At 59.7% G+C, this 15,631-nt stretch carries 13 protein-coding genes and 2 tRNA genes; 10 read left to right on the top strand and 5 right to left on the bottom strand.

What is annotated here, in order from left to right:
• Nucleotides 1–39: 39 nt before the first annotated feature.
• Nucleotides 40–861: a CsgG/HfaB family protein gene (locus F6X42_RS00800; RefSeq protein ID WP_187632378.1), complete on the bottom strand. Its 822-nt coding sequence runs from the start codon at nucleotides 859–861 to the stop codon at nucleotides 40–42.
• Between the two features lie 257 nt (nucleotides 862–1,118).
• Here F6X42_RS00800 and F6X42_RS00795 point away from each other — a divergent pair, with 257 nt between their 5' ends.
• Nucleotides 1,119–1,478, top strand: coding sequence for a tyrosine-type recombinase/integrase (locus F6X42_RS00795; protein WP_187632377.1), 360 nt, complete (start codon nucleotides 1,119–1,121; stop codon nucleotides 1,476–1,478).
• Nucleotides 1,479–1,515: 37 nt separating this feature from the next.
• On the opposite strand, the gene F6X42_RS00790 is transcribed toward F6X42_RS00795, so the two are convergent.
• Nucleotides 1,516–1,623 (bottom strand) — tRNA-Ser (locus F6X42_RS00790).
• 143 nt (nucleotides 1,624–1,766) lie between these two features.
• On the opposite strand from F6X42_RS00790, the gene F6X42_RS00785 reads away from it, so the two are divergent.
• The 4 genes from F6X42_RS00785 to F6X42_RS00770 all read left to right on the top strand — a co-directional run bounded on the left by F6X42_RS00785 (nucleotide 1,767) and on the right by F6X42_RS00770 (nucleotide 6,273).
• Nucleotides 1,767–3,080, top strand: a complete 1,314-nt coding sequence (locus F6X42_RS00785; protein ID WP_187632376.1) for a tyrosine-type recombinase/integrase — start codon at nucleotides 1,767–1,769, stop codon at nucleotides 3,078–3,080.
• Between the two features lie 447 nt (nucleotides 3,081–3,527).
• Entirely contained in the window at nucleotides 3,528–3,749 is a 222-nt protein-coding gene (locus F6X42_RS00780; RefSeq protein WP_187632375.1) for a DNA-binding protein, read from the top strand.
• On the top strand, nucleotides 3,746–4,279 hold the full coding sequence (locus tag F6X42_RS00775) for a hypothetical protein (RefSeq protein WP_187632374.1): 534 nt from the start codon (nucleotides 3,746–3,748) through the stop codon (nucleotides 4,277–4,279). Before F6X42_RS00780 ends, F6X42_RS00775 begins: the two co-directional genes overlap by 4 nt.
• A 62-nt stretch (nucleotides 4,280–4,341) precedes the next feature.
• A complete protein-coding gene (locus F6X42_RS00770) occupies nucleotides 4,342–6,273 on the top strand; it encodes an AAA family ATPase (protein WP_246529902.1) in 1,932 nt (643 codons plus the stop codon).
• Nucleotides 6,274–6,849: 576 nt separating this feature from the next.
• Here F6X42_RS00770 and F6X42_RS00765 read toward each other — a convergent pair.
• On the bottom strand, nucleotides 6,850–7,755 hold the full coding sequence (locus F6X42_RS00765) for a hypothetical protein (RefSeq protein WP_187632373.1): 906 nt from the start codon (nucleotides 7,753–7,755) through the stop codon (nucleotides 6,850–6,852).
• A 596-nt stretch (nucleotides 7,756–8,351) separates the two neighbouring features.
• Between F6X42_RS00765 and F6X42_RS00760 the strand changes: the two genes are divergently transcribed.
• Together F6X42_RS00760 and F6X42_RS00755 are read left to right on the top strand one after the other, a co-directional pair.
• The gene (locus F6X42_RS00760; protein ID WP_187632372.1) at nucleotides 8,352–8,900 is read left to right on the top strand and encodes a hypothetical protein; all 549 of its coding nucleotides are present in this window, start codon (nucleotides 8,352–8,354) and stop codon (nucleotides 8,898–8,900) included.
• A gap of 39 nt (nucleotides 8,901–8,939) precedes the next feature.
• On the top strand, nucleotides 8,940–9,992 hold the full coding sequence (locus tag F6X42_RS00755) for a hypothetical protein (protein ID WP_184061692.1): 1,053 nt from the start codon (nucleotides 8,940–8,942) through the stop codon (nucleotides 9,990–9,992).
• Nucleotides 9,993–10,622: 630 nt separating this feature from the next.
• On the opposite strand, the gene F6X42_RS00750 is transcribed toward F6X42_RS00755, so the two are convergent.
• Nucleotides 10,623–10,698, bottom strand: a tRNA-Lys gene (locus F6X42_RS00750).
• A 203-nt stretch (nucleotides 10,699–10,901) separates the two neighbouring features.
• On the opposite strand from F6X42_RS00750, the gene F6X42_RS00745 reads away from it, so the two are divergent.
• Together F6X42_RS00745 and F6X42_RS00740 are read left to right on the top strand one after the other, a co-directional pair.
• Nucleotides 10,902–11,306: a PaaI family thioesterase gene (locus F6X42_RS00745; RefSeq protein ID WP_187632371.1), complete on the top strand. Its 405-nt coding sequence runs from the start codon at nucleotides 10,902–10,904 to the stop codon at nucleotides 11,304–11,306.
• 74 nt (nucleotides 11,307–11,380) lie between these two features.
• Nucleotides 11,381–12,259: a patatin-like phospholipase family protein gene (locus F6X42_RS00740; protein ID WP_187632370.1), complete on the top strand. Its 879-nt coding sequence runs from the start codon at nucleotides 11,381–11,383 to the stop codon at nucleotides 12,257–12,259.
• Nucleotides 12,260–12,310: 51 nt separating this feature from the next.
• On the opposite strand, the gene F6X42_RS00735 is transcribed toward F6X42_RS00740, so the two are convergent.
• Nucleotides 12,311–13,324, bottom strand: a complete 1,014-nt coding sequence (locus tag F6X42_RS00735) for a D-2-hydroxyacid dehydrogenase family protein (RefSeq protein ID WP_187632369.1) — start codon at nucleotides 13,322–13,324, stop codon at nucleotides 12,311–12,313.
• 385 nt (nucleotides 13,325–13,709) lie between these two features.
• Here F6X42_RS00735 and F6X42_RS00730 point away from each other — a divergent pair, with 385 nt between their 5' ends.
• Nucleotides 13,710–15,566, top strand: coding sequence for a phosphoenolpyruvate carboxykinase (GTP) (locus F6X42_RS00730; RefSeq protein WP_187632368.1), 1,857 nt, complete (start codon nucleotides 13,710–13,712; stop codon nucleotides 15,564–15,566).
• Nucleotides 15,567–15,631: the final 65 nt, after the last annotated feature.

Genomic DNA, 15,631 nt, shown 5'->3' with positions numbered 1-15,631 from the left:
TTGAATTTTTTTTGGTGGCCTACTACGCCTATACGGCGATCAATTCACCTGCAAAGCTCCGCCGGCACCGAGGCCACCCTTCACGCTTTGCGCTTTGTATTGCTTCACGGATGCGACGAGATTATTTAGCGAATCCGTAAAGGCGGCCACAACGACCTTGCCCTGCGCGGTATTCGCATATGCACCTCCAGCGCCGCCACCTGCACCGCCAAAGCCTCCGGCAACGATGCCGGCGAGCATGCCATAGTCGACGTTCTTGGCCGACCCTTCTGCGGCGGCCAGTTGGACGCTCGAACGGTTGTCGACCAGCGTGAGCAATGTCGATGCTTCCTGAGTCTTCATCGTGCCGGCGACACCCGCGAGCGCTCCGCCGACGACCGGCACAAACGCGAGCAGTCCCGCTGCACCGCCACCTGCGTTGTTGTTGCTAAACGTAATACTGGGACTGATGGTGTAGTCGGCGGCGACCATCTGGCCTTTGTGCATTTTTGAAGTCTTGCGAAGCTCGCCAGTTGCATTGAGCTGCCGCTCATCCATGGCGGCAGCCAGTGCACGGCCACGATCGACAATCACGAAGCAGTTGGATTGCTGCACCAGCAGCTTTAGAACAGGGACAGTACTGCCAAGCTGATATTGCCCGGTCAGCAGGCCATACCAGGGGGCAGTGGTGTCTTCGACAATCGAAACGGTCCCGAGGGGCGCGGTGCAATGCGGCAGGCTGGCATTGGCGTTCTGGGATGTCGCGCCAGCCGCCGAGCCGGTCGCGGTCGTTTTCGCCGACGTTGCGCCCATCTGCATGTCGGAGCATGCAGCCAGCAAAAGCAGCGACAAGGCTGCAGCCCCCATCAATTTGACTTCCATGGTTCCTCGCTCGTTGTTCTTTAGTTTTTAAGTCGTTGAGTCTTCTGCCTAACGGGAATTGGGCAAGTAGCGTCCGGTGTTCTCCATTGACGCCACCCGAATAACGGCAATTCGGCATGAATCTTTACAGTTGGCATTTAATTTTTTAATGCCAGAAGGAAAACTCAGGATGGCTATATGGTCTGGGCCTTCTTGACGCGAGCACTAGTTGACTCGTGCATATTAGCTAGCGCGAGCAATTAGCCGAAACGTGACAGTTGACCGAGCGTGAGGCTGTTGTGATAGAGGTGCAGATAATCCGGGCGGCACTTGAACGTGGAACTGGCACGTTCAGGGGCAGGCCCATCGTCAACGCCAACACCCGATCGTGGCGGAATGCCTTGCAGGAAGTTGGAATCGGGAATTTCCGCTGGCATGACAGGCGGCATTGCTGGGCGTCCTGGCTGGTGCAGAACGGGGCGCCGTTGTATGCCGTGCGGGGGCTGGGTGGCTGGCAAACAGGGCAGATGGTGCAGCGATATGCGCATCTGAGCCCGGCCATTCTGGTAGACCATGCCAAAACGATCGATGCCATGATGATCCGTCATGGCACGTTTGCGGCACAAAGCCACAAATGAAAAAGGCTCCCGATTGCTCTGGAGCCTTTGAATTCTTTGGTGGGGCGTGAGTGACTCGAACACTCGACCTACGGATTAAGAGTCCGCAAGAATCGATATTTATCGATGTTGATCTGAATCCATGTAACCGCCAGAATCTAAGCCCGTAAAGGATTCTGGCGTATAACCTACGGATTTGTTGGTTGCCTTAGGTTGATCGAATACCCCATAATCGGGTTACATGGCGGTTACATGGATCGAGCCCGAATTCCGGGTCGGCGGAGCCGTGATGCGAGCAACTGACCTGACATGGCAAAAATCAACTTCACCGCAGCGCGTGTGGCCGCGCATAAGTGCCCTGACGGCAAAGCGCAATCCTTCTTGTGGGACAGCAAAGCGCCCGGCCTCGGCTTACGTGCGACGGGGGCCGGGGCGAAAGCCTACATCTTTCAGGGCAAGCTCAATGGCGCCACCGTGCGCATTACGATCGGCGACGCGCTGAATTGGACGATCGAGCAGGCGCAGGAGCGAGCCCGGGAACTGCAAACCTCTTTCATTGATAAAGGCATCGATCCCCGCGAGCATGCCGAGAAGGAACGCGCCGCCGCCGTAGCTCGTAAGGCGGAAGCGCGCCGCCAAGACGCGCTGTTCGGTGAGGCGTGGGAAGCCTATTTGAACGCGCGCAAAGTGCGCTGGAGCGACCGGCACTATCAAGACCATATCCAGCACGCCGACGAAGGTGGCAAGCCCAAGAAGCGCGGGCAAGGGGTGACCGTGGCCGGCCCTCTCGCGTCGCTTCGTCCGCTGAAACTTTCGGCGCTGACGAGCGAGCACATTGCACAGTGGCTCGACGGTGAGGCGCGTGAGCGGCCGACCATGACGGCGCTCTCGTTCCGGTTGCTGCGGGGGTTTATCCGTTGGGCCGACGACACGCCGACCTATCGCGGTGTCATCCCGGCCGATTCATACAGGTCGCGCGGCGTTAAGGACGCGGTGCCGCGCACGAAGGCAAAGGAGGGCGACAGCTTGCAGCGCGAGCAATTGCCCGCGTGGTTCGCGTCGGTACGCAACATCGGCAATCCGGTTATATCGGCCTACCTGCAAGCGTTGCTTATCACGGGCGCGCGGCGCGAGGAGATGCTCGCGCTGCGTTGGGTGGACGTAGATTTTCAGTGGCGCAGCCTGTCGATCGCCGATAAGGTCGAGCAGGACACGGGCCGCACGATTCCGCTCACGCCGTATCTTGCCGCTTTGCTCGCGGCGCTGCCGCGTCGCAACGAATGGGTGTTTTCGAGCACAGGGTCGGAGAGCGGACACGTCGAGGAGCCGCGCGTCGCGCACAATCAGGCGCTCGACGTTGCAGGTCTGCCGCACGTCTCACTGCACGGCTTGCGGCGTTCGTTTGGCACGCTGGCTGAATGGTGCGAGGTGCCGGTCGGCGTGGTGGCGCAGATTCAAGGCCACAAGCCGAGCGCGATCGCCGAGAAACATTATCGCCGCCGCCCACTCGACCTGTTACGCAAGTGGCACGACAACATCGAGGCATGGATGCTCGAACAGGCGGGCATCGATTTTAGGGCCAATGTTACTGCGCCCGGACTGCGTGTTGTTTCGAACGGGTAGGCGCCGTGCAATTTGCGACGCGGGTGCGCCTGAGCTTCGCGGACGCATTCGAGCTATCGCGGTGCGCGATCGGCGGCCCCCGATGCCGACGATTGCGAGAAAAGCTCGACGGGGGTAGCAGACCCTTAGCCGCGCCGATTTGCGCGTCGGCTGGCGGCGGCAAAGCGGCGCGAGACCCCCCCGGCCCCGGGGTCCTGACGGGGCGGCTTCCAATGCGCTCCCCTATACCTACCGGGCCCCGGCTGAAAAAATTTGGTGAGTTGTGCAGGGATGTCCGTCGTCCTAAATAAAAACTGATAGACTCCGCTCCAAGTCGCGCCTCGCATGATCGGAACACGAATCCTCCCCACGTGTCGTCCGGCGAGATGCGCAGTTCCAGTCAAACAGTCGGCTAGCGTGCCACGGCAGTAGTTGGGCCATTCGGGGCATCCCTAGCTGAGGTTTGAAATGAAGGAACAACAACCGGAAGTACTCCCCACCCCGACTCACGTTCGTCAGTTCCTGACAACCGATGAGCTGGCCGAACGTCTAAACGTCCGTCCGCGCTCGATTCACAAGCGCTACAGCCAGACCGGCGCTTATTTTAGCGTTCGCCCCATCAAGCTACCGAATCGCCGCCTTTGGTGGCCGATTGATACTGTCGAGCAACTGACCGGAGCCGCAGCATGAGCGCGGCCGAACGGACGGCGGATATGGAGCACGCAAGCCGCGTGCGGGACAGACTTCAGTATGCGACATCGGAGGAGCTGGCGCGCTTTACCGACGAAGAGATCGGCATCGTAATCGCTCACGTCGAAGCCGAGTACCCTCAGCTAACCCATGCGGGTTGGATCGAAAGCGGTCTTCCTCGTCCTGCTTCTGCTGCCTCGCATCCTGCGTACCAGAAATATGTGCGGACCGCCTTGCTTTTCGTGAGGGCGCATGCGATGCCGCAGGAGGCAGTCAATAGCGCGGCGAACTCCGTACAACTGGCGCGCATCGCCTCGTCGTGGGGCGCGCGCAATGTGGGGAAGGGCCGCGTCCCGAACGGCGCATTCATCGTCGCCGCCATTATCGCCGGGTATACGCCCGTCCGTTACCCGGGTAGTGGCCCGTCTTGCTCGTTCAACATGCGCTTTGACGTGGGTGCTTGGCTCTACGACATGGCCGTACGCGAGCTCGTGGCAGAGCTAGCCGAAGCGTTCGCGCTCTCCCGCTAGAGTCCCAATAAGAAAGCCCCGGCCATAAGCGCCGGGGCGTTCATTCTTCTATCGGAACGAAGATGATTAGTAATGCAAATGATAGCGGCGAGACGGCGCGCCCGCAACCCGAATCCGCAACCATGCTCGACCATGCGCTCGCCTACGCCGCACGAGGCATGCGCGTGCTTCCACTGGAACCGAAGGGCAAAGCGCCGCTTGGCCGGCTTGTGCCGAACGGCAAGAACGATGCGACGTGCGCCCCCGAAATTATCAAACGGTGGTGGGGTGCCGTGCCGGACGCGAACATCGGCATCAACTGTGCGGCATCGGGCATCGTCATCGTCGACATCGACTGCCACGAAGGAAAATCGAACGGTTACGAGACGCTCGCCACGCTCGAACTGGAACACGGCCCGCTTCCATCGACCGCCGTCGCGAAGTCGGGTAGCGGGGGTGAGCATCGCTATTACCGCGTGTCTGATGGTGGGCAACTGCCGGGCAAGCTCGGGCCGGGGGTCGACCTGAAACATAACGGCCATATTGTCGCGTCTCCGAGCATTCACGCGAATGGGACGCCCTATAGTTGGATGCCGGGCTGTAGCGTTTTTGATGCGCTGGACATGCCGGTGTTGCCGGTATGGGTGTACGCACGCCGCCCCGAGCGAAAAAGCGCCCCTATGTCCGATTCTGACCGGCTGCCGGTCGAAGTGGCGCGCGCATGCTCTGCGCTGTTCGCGCTGAATGCCGGCTGCGATCGCGACACATGGATTCGGCTCGGCATGGCCGCGAAGGATGCCGGCGTTCCGTTTGAAGTGTTCGACGCGTGGAGCGCAACGGGCGCGAACTACACGAGGGAAGACGATTGTCGGGCGGCGTGGGATTCGTTCAAAGACGATAGGGCGGTTCGGGTCACGGCGGCGACGCTGTTTCACGAAGCGAAGAAAGCTGGATGGATTGACTCGGCCAAAGCGCCAGACGCTCACGAAACGGACGTGGAGCGGTATCGGGTGCTATCGGCCGATGATTTGGCGAACGCGCCGCCGCTTCGCTGGCTTGTGCGCGGCGTGCTACCGGCGTCCGGATTGGCCTCGATCTACGGCCCTTCGGGCTCGGGCAAATCATTTCTCGCGCTCGATCTGTGCGCGGCGATTGCGGGCGGTGAGGATTGGTTCGGGCGGCGCGTCGACGCCGCGCCTGTGTTGTATGTGTGCCTTGAAGGTGAGGCCGGTTTGTCAAAGCGCGTCAGCGCATGGCGCGAGCACCACGGCCGCGTGCTGCCTGAGCGGATGGGGTTCATTACGCAATCATTCGACCTGCGCAGCCCGGCCGATGTTGACGCCCTGTGCGCGGCCGTTTCGGCGGCTGGCTTGCGTGACGGCTTGCTCGTGATCGACACATTGAACCGGGCTGCGCCCGGAGCCGATGAAAACGCGAGCACCGATATGGGCGCGCTGATCGAGGCGTGTAAGGAAATTCAGCGCGTAATCGGCGGCGTGGTGCTGGCGGTGCATCACACCGGCAAAGATGCGGCGAAGGGCTTACGCGGTCACAGCAGCCTGTTTGCGGCACTCGATGCGGCTATCGAAGTGAAGCGGGACGGCGACCGCCGCGAATTTCACGTAGCAAAGAGCAAGGACGATGTGGACGGCGCCCGCAATCCGTTCCGGCTTCAGCCCGTCGAGCTAGGCGACGACGCGGAAGGCGAGCCCGTTACGTCATGCGTAGTCGAACCCGACGATAGCGAGGCTCCGGCCCCGGTGCGTCGACTCGGGCCGACACAAAAAATCGTTCACGACGTTTTGCAGATGTTACTGCGAGAGTCACCGCATTCCGGTGAAGCTGGCGCGCCGGCTGGACAGTCGTGCGTGCGTGAAGCTGACGTGGTTCCAGTCATTGCGGAACGGCTGTCGTGCGATCCCACCCGGCGAAACACGATGGTGCGACGGGCGCTAAACGATTTTTGCGCTTCTCGAATCGTTCATTTGCGCGACGGGTGGATTTGGGCCGTGTGACCCGTGCGAAGCGGAGGTGAGTCGGGCCGCACATCTTGCACAAAACTGCACAAGTGCAAGATGTGCAGCCTTCCCCTCGCACACACTGCACAACACCCTATAGGGGTGTGCAGTTGTGCAGAAGCGCCGCGCGGTATCTGCTGACTTTTGAAAGGGATTGGCAATGGCATCGACAAACGCTGCCCGACTGGCGCAGCATAAGGTCCGACTCCGGGCGGCGGGGTTCAAGCGGCTATCGCTTTGGGTCTGTTCTGACCTTGTATCGATGCTCGCGGCCGAACGGCGGCCGGGCGAATGCACCGGTCGAACACTGGAGCGGCTCTTGTTGGGCGCGGCGGCAGGGCGGCCGGAATACTGGACCGATGAGGAGCGGGAAGCCCGAAAGCGAATCGATCAACAGTAACAAGCTACGCGCGCGCTCGTAAGTGTGAACACGCTCACTTCCGTCGGGCAGAAACCGACCCATTGCAGACCTTCGTCGCGCCGGAAAGCGGTCATCCATTGGTCGACTAGCATCCAGCCGCACGTGACAAACAGAACCCAAGCCGAATCGGCGGGATTAGCTGTTCATTTAGCTTATGAAGTCGGCGACCCTGAGTAGAAATTTTCCATGGCTTCTAGAATACTTAAGTAGTCTGCCATTTTTTGGGCATCATTCCTAAAGGCAAGCTCAATGTAGCGAGAGAAATATGGTCTAATGTCCTTCGCAATTTCTTCATCGACGCCCACTATTTTCCATGTGTCATTCTTGCCATCGACGACCTCTCGTGACACAAGGCCAGTTGCGTACATGCAATGCATAAACCCGGTTAAAAGGCTGGGATAATTTCGCTTTATCAACTTGCAAACTTCTTCGATAGAAAGCTCTCTGTCGTGTTTGTTGGCGAGTACGCATGCATACGTTATGAAATTCCCCGAAACGGGGGCTGCGGCATTAAAACTGCTAGCTTGTTCGGGCGAAAAACCTTGCGGATGATTAGATTGCGGCACAGTCGCGACCGGTTGCTTCTCCTTTTCGATCATCTCTTTAAGCGAGTCGAGTCGCATTGGAACGATGCGTATCGTCTGTTGCAACTCATCCGTTTTGCTGGACATTGCAGCAAGTGTTTCGGAAAGAGTCAAAACACTTGACTGAACATGCTGCGAAATGTCGCGCATGTTCTTGATATTCTCGTCATGGTTTCCAATAAGTATCTTCGATTGATCTAGCACATTTCCGATTTTTGATTCAGATAGCTTTAGACTCTCGGAGACGCCGGTTATATTGCCTAAGCTCGCAGACAAATTGTTATTGGAGATAAAGGAATAAAAAATGGCGACGACGCCAAGAACTATCGAAATTCCAGCGGCAGCATTCCCAAGATATTCGGTGAATTTTGGCTCAGGTGTAAATTTTGATACTGCGGAGTAGATAAGTAAAGAACTTAAAATTCCTATCCAATACAGATAATGTATTCTCTCGCTGCTTTTTCCGCTGTCCACGTCAACTCCAAATATCAAATTATTGATTAGTTTTAATTCGCCTTGCAAATTTATCGCAAAGCGCTTCGGATTAGTTGCAAAACGACCCGCTTTCTGCGTCGATTTGGCGAAGAAGATACTAGCACCAGCTTTGGCGGGATGCGATAAGGATCGCGCAGCGAAACGTCTGCGCTATCGACCCGCTGGCCGCTTCGTGCTGTCATTCATCGCCGGGCGCAAACACATGGAGAAGTCGAGCGTCTTAAATTGGCCGGTCACTGCCTCAGACAAAACCTCATGCGCCCGCGAATCTCGCAAGGTCGCGATCGGCGGCACGCGACCCGTTTCGGTCTGCGGAAATAAGTCCACTGCAAGGGCGGCTCTCTGACTACAGCGGACATTTACCCGGCACCTTTGAGCCAACCGCCTTCACACGGCAGCGACGCCCCGCGCCCCAATTCCAGCAACCGCGCACCCTCCGAAATTCTCAGACGCGTTCGAAGGAGGGCCAATGGGGGAAAGCGGAGGGCCGCGCGCGGGCGCTGTCCTCACGGATTATCAGACCAATTTTCGGTCCGGGTGCGCTACAGTTCTGCCAAACCACACTGGGGGAGACCATGAACAAATGGACCGTGCATTCTGTCGTCGCGCTGCTGGTCTGCGCTTGCAATGTCGCGGTTGCTGAGTCGCCGCCAGCTCGCATCCTTCACTGCGAGGGCACTATGAAAACCTCAGGCATCAACGCCCCAAGTGATGTCCAGACGGGCGATGCCACGACCGTCACGGCGATCTACACGTTGAAGGACAACACGTTGATCGAGAACGACGATGGGACACACGAGATTCGGTATCCGCTCTGCCGCACGACCGACACGAGCTACGTCTTCTCGGACGACTGCTCGACAAACCGCAATCGCTACATCGGGGAGTGGTTAAAAGTGTCAGACCAGTCCTCAGTGGATCGCTTCCTCTCGCAGCATCAAAACACAGAGTTCGCGATGAACATTGTGGTGATTGACAGAGTAAGCCTTCAGGTGAACGGCGAACAACTCGACACTCAAGAGCGTACCGAGGTAGATCGAAAGAAGATGAAGGCGTGGTTCAAGCCGTACCTTATATCTCAACAGTTCGTCGGGAGTTGTCAACTTGCGACGCCGAAGCTGTAACCCGAAGCGCGCTGTCCCGGCCTCAATCGAAGGGTAAATATGAAGCGAATTGCCAGAACCCCGGAAACCTTCGAGGCGCTCAACCTTTTCACGGCTGTTGGCTTGAAAGAAGGGTACCGGGTCGACAACGAAGCTCACCAGAGGCAATTCATCACCGCGATCGAAAATTCGCTCAAAGCTGCGCACGGGAATCTCAGAATACTCTACGGAAAGCGCATCGAGGCGCTATTCGCTCACGTGGCCGGGGCCTTGGGACAGTGTTTGATGGTAAAGGTCGAAGATTCCGGCGATATCTTCACCGCTGATGGAGATGTGAAGGCTCCCGACTACCGGCTAACACTCCGGGACCGCCGCCAAATGCTGATCGAGGTCAAGAACTGTCACGCAGATGGTCTGGACCGGCCGTTTTCTTTAAAACGAAGTTATTTCGAACAGTTGGATCGATACGCGGACATCAATTCGACACCGCTGAAGATTGCTATCTTTTTCTCCCGTTGGAATCGATGGTGCCTGCTCTCACGGCACTCTTTCGAAGAAAAGGGAGACAGCCTTATTACAGGCGTAATGAACGCAATGGCAAAAAATGAGATGTCCGCAATCGGGGATGTGTCGCTCGCTACATTGCCTGAGCTTCGGCTTGAGTTATTAGCAAATCCCACAGAGGCGAAGGAGATCGACGATGACGGTCAGGCGCAGATCATCTTCCGAAGCTCCCGATTGTTTTGCCGCGGTATGGAGATCATCGAGCCGGCGGAGAAAGAAATTGCCTTTCGGCTGATGAGATACGGGGATTGGCCTGACACCTCTGAGGCCATTGTCGAGAATGGAAAACTGCTGGGGATGGTCATCACTGCAACGCCGCGCGAAACACACGAAGGGCAGGATTTGGAGGTGATTGGCAATCTCAGTTCGATGGTGAGTGCCGCCTTTGCAGAAATGACGGTCGCTGACAGGCGTCCTGTCGCACTTGATGTCGCTGTCGATCCGAGCGCGTTTGCTCTTTACATCCCGGAGGGTTTCAAAAGCGACGTCTTCCCCCTCCTGCGGATCGTTCAGAAGCCAAATTTTGAATATGAGGCCCGAGAGCAGTAGTGCCGACATTCGGGACCGGTCGATATGTCGCCCCGTGAGCCATCCGCTTCCGAATGCGTGCCAGCGCAACAGGGCCAACGATCGACAAGCAAAACTTCGACGGGTTGAACGGCCGGTGTCTGAGTGGAGCCGACGCCTGAATGCCTGGGCGATGGCACGATCGGATGACGCTTCCTGGCCGCCTGCTGCCTGACGCGTATGCTCCTAGCGACGCGAAGCGGTGTTCGCGGTGGTCGCGTGCGGACTCGCTGGCCGGCGGCGTCCTTTTCTTTACGGCGCGAAGCGGATTCGCGCGGCGCTCGCATACCGGGCGCAACGAAAAGCGGAACAGAATGGGCTTTAGGATGAACGTGAGCGGCTCACGGTCCACCGTCGGCAGCAGATATGCGACGAAAACGGCTACATGCGCTTTGGTGACGGCCGCGACGCGTGCATAGCGCGGTTCGGGTTCACGCATGCCATTCTCGCCGGCCTCACGCGCTTGGGTCAGGGCGGCAGTGCACCTCAGCACCTTTCGGGCAGGGAGGTCGTGTCGACTCGTGTTGACCGAATCCGGTTACATGGCGGTTACACGGAAGCCAGAAAGCAAAAAGCCCGGTCGCAATGACCGGGCTAAGTGCTTGATTTCTTTGGTGGGGCGTGAGTGACTCGAACACTCGACCTACGGATTAAGAGTCCGCTGCTCTACCAACTGAGCTAACGCCCCGACAGAAACGAGATTATGCAGGATGTTTTCGAGATTGCCAACCCCATTTAGTAGTTTTATTAAAAGGATCACATCGCCCGAGATTGAGTCTTTCCTCGACAAAGCCGCCGTCCGGAAAGCACCGACGCGTCCAATCCTGCCGGTATCATGTCGCGGACATCTCGCCGCGCGCAGCATCGTGTGGCTTTCGACCGGGGACTGCCATGGATGACAAAGAGATCACCGAGTTGCTCGACCGAGTTCTCGCGCCATGGGTCCGAGCGCTCACGCTGACGCCGGTCAACGTCGACGAGGAAAGCGCGACGCTGCGTCTGCCGTTTTCCGGCGAGTGGCGTCACTCAGGCGGCATGATCAGCGGCCAGGTGTTCATGGCGGCCGCGGATACGGCGATGGTCGTCGCCATCACAGCCGCGCTCGGCGGCTTCAAGCCGATGAGCACGGTGTCGCTAAACATCAATTTCATGCGCGCGGTCCGCAAGGGCGACGTGTTGATCAAGGCGCGCGTGCTGCGCATGGGCCGTAATCTGGTGTTCGGCGAAGTCGAGCTGTTCGACGAAGGCGGCAATATGGCCGTTCACGCCACCACGACTTACGCGCTGCTGGGGTGAGTGCCCGCCGGACCCGAGCCGGCGGCCACGCAACCTACCCGTAGCAAGAGCAAAGGAAAGCAAGGAAAAGCAGCATGTTCGATCAGGTCGTATTCGCAGGCGGGGGCAACCGCTGTTGGTGGCAGGCGGGTTTTTGGGACGTCGTGCAGCCGCAACTCGACATCCGCCCGCGCGTGATCACCGGCATCTCGGCCGGCGCCGCGACCGCGTGCATGATTTACACGCGCGGCGATTCCGACTGGGTCATGCGCTATTACGAGGACGCGCTGCGCCACAATACGCGCAACGCCTACTGGGGCAATCTGCTGCGCGGCGAGTCGGTGTTCCCGCATTACCGGATCTACCGGCAGGCGCTGCTCGACATCTACGGCGACAGGTTTTCCAGGCTCGCGCAGGCGCCGGAAATCCGCATCGGCGTGTCGCATCTGCCGCGCTGGCTGGGCGCGAGAAGCGCGGTCGCGGCGGGGCTGGTCGCATACAACATCGAAAAATACGTGCGCAAGACGCTGCATCCGACGCTTGGTCGGACGCTCGGTTTTCAGCCGGAATTCGTGCGCGCGCAGGATTGCGCGAGCATCGACGAGTTGGCGGACCTGATCCTGCAATCGTCGAGTACGCCGCCGTTCACGCCGGTTCTGCGGCGCAACGGCCGGCCGGTGCTCGACGGCGGCATGGTCGATAACGTGCCGGTCGGCGCGCTCGACGCCGATGCGCCGGGCAACGTGCTCGTGATGGTCACGCGTCTTTATCCGCGGCCGCAGATGTTCGTCGTCCCGCACGGCGTGCAGCAGCGGCTATACGTGCAGCCGTCGCGCAAGGTACCGATTTCGAGTTGGGATTACACGAGTCCGTCGCAGATGGTGCACGCGTACAACCTCGGCCGCGCGGACGGCGAGACCTTCCTTGGGCGCATACCCGCATTGATGGAGGCGGGAGCGCACGAAGCACGGTGAGCGACGCGGCCCGGCGGGCCGAACCTGGCCGCCAGCCGCGCCACCCGCCAATCATCGCCGACGGCCGCCCTGCAATGCCTCCGGATTCGCGACACTGGCGGTATCGCCGGCATCGAACGCGAGAATGTTCCTGAACGCCGCGGCGAAATACAGCTCGTAGCTCTCACGCTCCACATAGCCAATGTGCGGTGTGCAGATCACGTTTTCCATGCGCAGCAGGCTGTACCCCTGCAGGATCGGCTCGCTTTCGTAGACGTCGATCGCGACCATTCCTGGACGATTGTGCGACAGCGCGCTCACCAGCGCATTCTCATCGAGCAGTTCGGCGCGGCTCGTGTTCACGAGCAGTGCGGTCGGCTTCATGCGCATCAGGTCGTCCTGCTTGACGATGCCACGCGTGTCGTCGTGCAGACGCAGATGCAGCGACAGCACATCGCTGTTCTCGAACAGCTCCTCACGACTCGCCTCGACACCGTAGCCGTCGGCGCGAGCGGCTTCGCGCGAATGCTCGCGGCCCCACACCAGCACGTTCATGCCGAAGGCCTTGCCATAGCCGGCCACGAGCCGGCCGATCTTGCCGTAGCCCCAGATCCCTAGCGTCTGTCCGCGCAGCACCTGACCCAAACCGAAGTTCGGCGGCAGCGCCGATGTCTTTAGCCCCGATTGCTGCCAGGCGCCCTGTTTAAGGTTTGCCACGTATTGCGGAATACGCCGTTGGGCGGCCATGATGAGTGCCCACGTCAGCTCGGCCGGCGCGACCGGCGAACCGCTGCCCTCGAGGACGGCGATGCCGCGCTCGGTACAGGCCGCGAGATCGATGTGGCTCGACACCTTGCCGGTCTGACTGATCATGCGCAAACGTGGCAGCTTGTCGAGCAGTTGCGAGGTGATGCGGGTACGTTCGCGAATCAGGACGAGGGCGTCGACTTCCGCGAGACGGCTCGCCAGTTGTCCGAGACCGCGCACGGTATTGTTGAATACTTTGACTTCCTGGTCGGCCAGCAATTGAAAGCAGTCGAGCTTGCGAACGGCGTCCTGGTAATCGTCAAGGATGGCAATCTTCATGGTATGTACTTTGCTGCGCACCTCGGTGGTGCGAACAGAATGTTATGCTGACTGTCCCAGCATGTGATGTAGGTCACACGCTGGTCTGGCTGAATGTCCTACCGTAGAAGCTTTCGCACGCAAAAGAACGGTAGCGCTACGTGAAGGCGAATTGAGAACGTTTTTAGCAGTTTGTTGCGTGTTGAGGCAAGCCGCTTTACACAAGGTTGCAGAAGCCGTGTACGAAGCGCGCCTCCGCCTGGCAAGCTGTGTGGCCCAGGACGATCTGCGCAATCGTGCGCGGCAGTCGAAAGTTGACACGTCATCGCGATGAATTCAATGCCTCTCGCATGCAGCGTCCCCGGGCTTGTACCGTTTTTCCATTGCTTCAAACGGAGACAAGTCGATGAATCATCCCTCGTTCGAAGGACAGCCCACTATCGAGGCGCCCACATGGGTCAAACACCGCAAGCTGATCGACTGGGTCCAGCGCATCGCCGCGCTGACCAAGCCCGAAAAAGTGGTCTGGTGCGACGGCTCGCAGGAAGAATATGACCGCCTGTGCGCGCAGATGGTCGAAGCCGGGACCCTGAAGAAACTCAACCCCGCCAAGCGTCCCAATTCCTATCTCGCCTGCTCCGATCCGTCCGACGTCGCGCGCGTCGAGGATCGTACCTTCATCTGCTCGCAGCGCGCCGAGGACGCGGGCCCCACCAACAACTGGGTCGCCCCGGCCGAAATGCGCTCGACGCTCGACGGCCTGTTCGACGGCGCAATGCGCGGCCGCACGATGTACGTGGTGCCGTTCTCGATGGGTCCGCTCGGCTCGCCGATCGCGCACATCGGCGTCGAACTGAGCGACAGCCCGTACGTCGTGACCAATATGCGCATCATGACGCGCATGGGCCGCAAGGTGTACGACGTGCTCGGCGAGGAGGGCGAGTTCGTGCCGTGCGTGCATTCGGTCGGCGCGCCGCTCGCGGCGGGCGAGCAGGATGCATCGTGGCCTTGCAACAAGACCAAGTACATCGTGCATTTCCCCGAATCGCGCGAAATCTGGAGCTTTGGCTCGGGCTATGGTGGCAACGCACTGCTAGGCAAGAAGTGCTTCGCGCTGCGCATCGCATCGACGATGGGGCGCGACGAGGGATGGCTCGCCGAACACATGCTGATTCTCGGCGTCACCTCGCCGGAAGGGCGCAAGCATCACGTCGCGGCGGCGTTCCCGTCGGCGTGCGGCAAGACCAACTTTGCGATGCTGATCCCGCCGGCGGCACTGAACGGCTGGAAAATCTCCACGATCGGTGACGACATCGCGTGGATCAAGCCGGGCAAGGACGGCCGCCTGTACGCGATCAATCCGGAAGCGGGTTATTTCGGCGTCGCGCCCGGCACCAGCGAAAAGACCAATTACAACGCGCTCGCCACGTTGAAGGAAAACGTGATCTTCACGAACGTTGCGCTGACCGACGACGGCGACGTCTGGTGGGAAGGCATGACCGACGAGCCGCCGGCGCACTTGATCGACTGGCTGGGCAACGACTGGACGCCGGCCGACGCAAAGGAAACCGGCCGTAAAGCGGCGCACCCGAACGCGCGCTTCACGGCACCTGCGTCGCAGTGCCCATCGATCGATGCGGACTGGGAAAACCCGGCCGGTGTCGCGATCGACGCCTTCATCTTCGGCGGTCGTCGCTCGACCACCGTGCCGCTCGTCACCGAAGCGCGCAACTGGGTCGAGGGCGTCTACATGGCGGCGACGATGGGCTCCGAAACCACGGCCGCGGCGGCGGGCCAGCAGGGCGTGGTGCGTCGCGATCCGTTCGCGATGCTGCCGTTCTGCGGCTACAACATGAGCGACTATTTCAGCCATTGGCTGAAAACCGGCGAGCGTTTGCAGCAGCTGAGCGCGAAGCTGCCGAAAATCTTCTGCGTGAACTGGTTCCGCAAGGGCGCGGACGGCAAGTTCGTGTGGCCAGGCTTCGGCGAAAACATGCGCGTGTTGAGCTGGATCGTTGGGCGCGTCGAGGGCACCGCGCAGGGCGAAGATCATGCGTTCGGTATTTCGCCCCACTACGAGGACATCGACTGGAGCGGCCTGAACTTCAGCCGCGAGCAGTTTGAGCAGGTCATTTCCGTCGACGACGCTGCATGGCGTGACGAACTCGTGCTGCACGCAAAGCTGTTTGACACGCTGCAACAAGGTCTGCCGCCGGCACTGACTGAAGCGAAGCACGCGTTCGAGGGAAAACTCACGGCCTGATCATGTGAGTGCTCACTTACAGTTAAAAAGCCGCCCGTTGGCGGCTTTTTCTATGTGCGCCTCGT

The organism is Paraburkholderia podalyriae (assembly GCF_014397785.1).
GTDB lineage: Bacteria > Pseudomonadota > Gammaproteobacteria > Burkholderiales > Burkholderiaceae > Paraburkholderia > Paraburkholderia podalyriae.
The sequence above is the reverse complement of the archived record's forward strand: the minus strand, read 5'-3'. Positions and strand labels throughout refer to the sequence as shown.

Coding starts and splice junctions, on each gene's coding strand:
- F6X42_RS00800 (WP_187632378.1), bottom strand. CDS start 861: ATGGAAGTCAAATTGATGGGGGCTGCAGCCTTGTCGCTGCTTTTGCTG.
- F6X42_RS00785 (WP_187632376.1), top strand. CDS start 1,767: ATGGCAAAAATCAACTTCACCGCAGCGCGTGTGGCCGCGCATAAGTGC.
- F6X42_RS00780 (WP_187632375.1), top strand. CDS start 3,528: ATGAAGGAACAACAACCGGAAGTACTCCCCACCCCGACTCACGTTCGT.
- F6X42_RS00775 (WP_187632374.1), top strand. CDS start 3,746: ATGAGCGCGGCCGAACGGACGGCGGATATGGAGCACGCAAGCCGCGTG.
- F6X42_RS00770 (WP_246529902.1), top strand. CDS start 4,342: ATGATTAGTAATGCAAATGATAGCGGCGAGACGGCGCGCCCGCAACCC.
- F6X42_RS00760 (WP_187632372.1), top strand. CDS start 8,352: ATGAACAAATGGACCGTGCATTCTGTCGTCGCGCTGCTGGTCTGCGCT.
- F6X42_RS00755 (WP_184061692.1), top strand. CDS start 8,940: ATGAAGCGAATTGCCAGAACCCCGGAAACCTTCGAGGCGCTCAACCTT.
- F6X42_RS00745 (WP_187632371.1), top strand. CDS start 10,902: ATGGATGACAAAGAGATCACCGAGTTGCTCGACCGAGTTCTCGCGCCA.
- F6X42_RS00740 (WP_187632370.1), top strand. CDS start 11,381: ATGTTCGATCAGGTCGTATTCGCAGGCGGGGGCAACCGCTGTTGGTGG.
- F6X42_RS00735 (WP_187632369.1), bottom strand. CDS start 13,324: ATGAAGATTGCCATCCTTGACGATTACCAGGACGCCGTTCGCAAGCTC.
- F6X42_RS00730 (WP_187632368.1), top strand. CDS start 13,710: ATGAATCATCCCTCGTTCGAAGGACAGCCCACTATCGAGGCGCCCACA.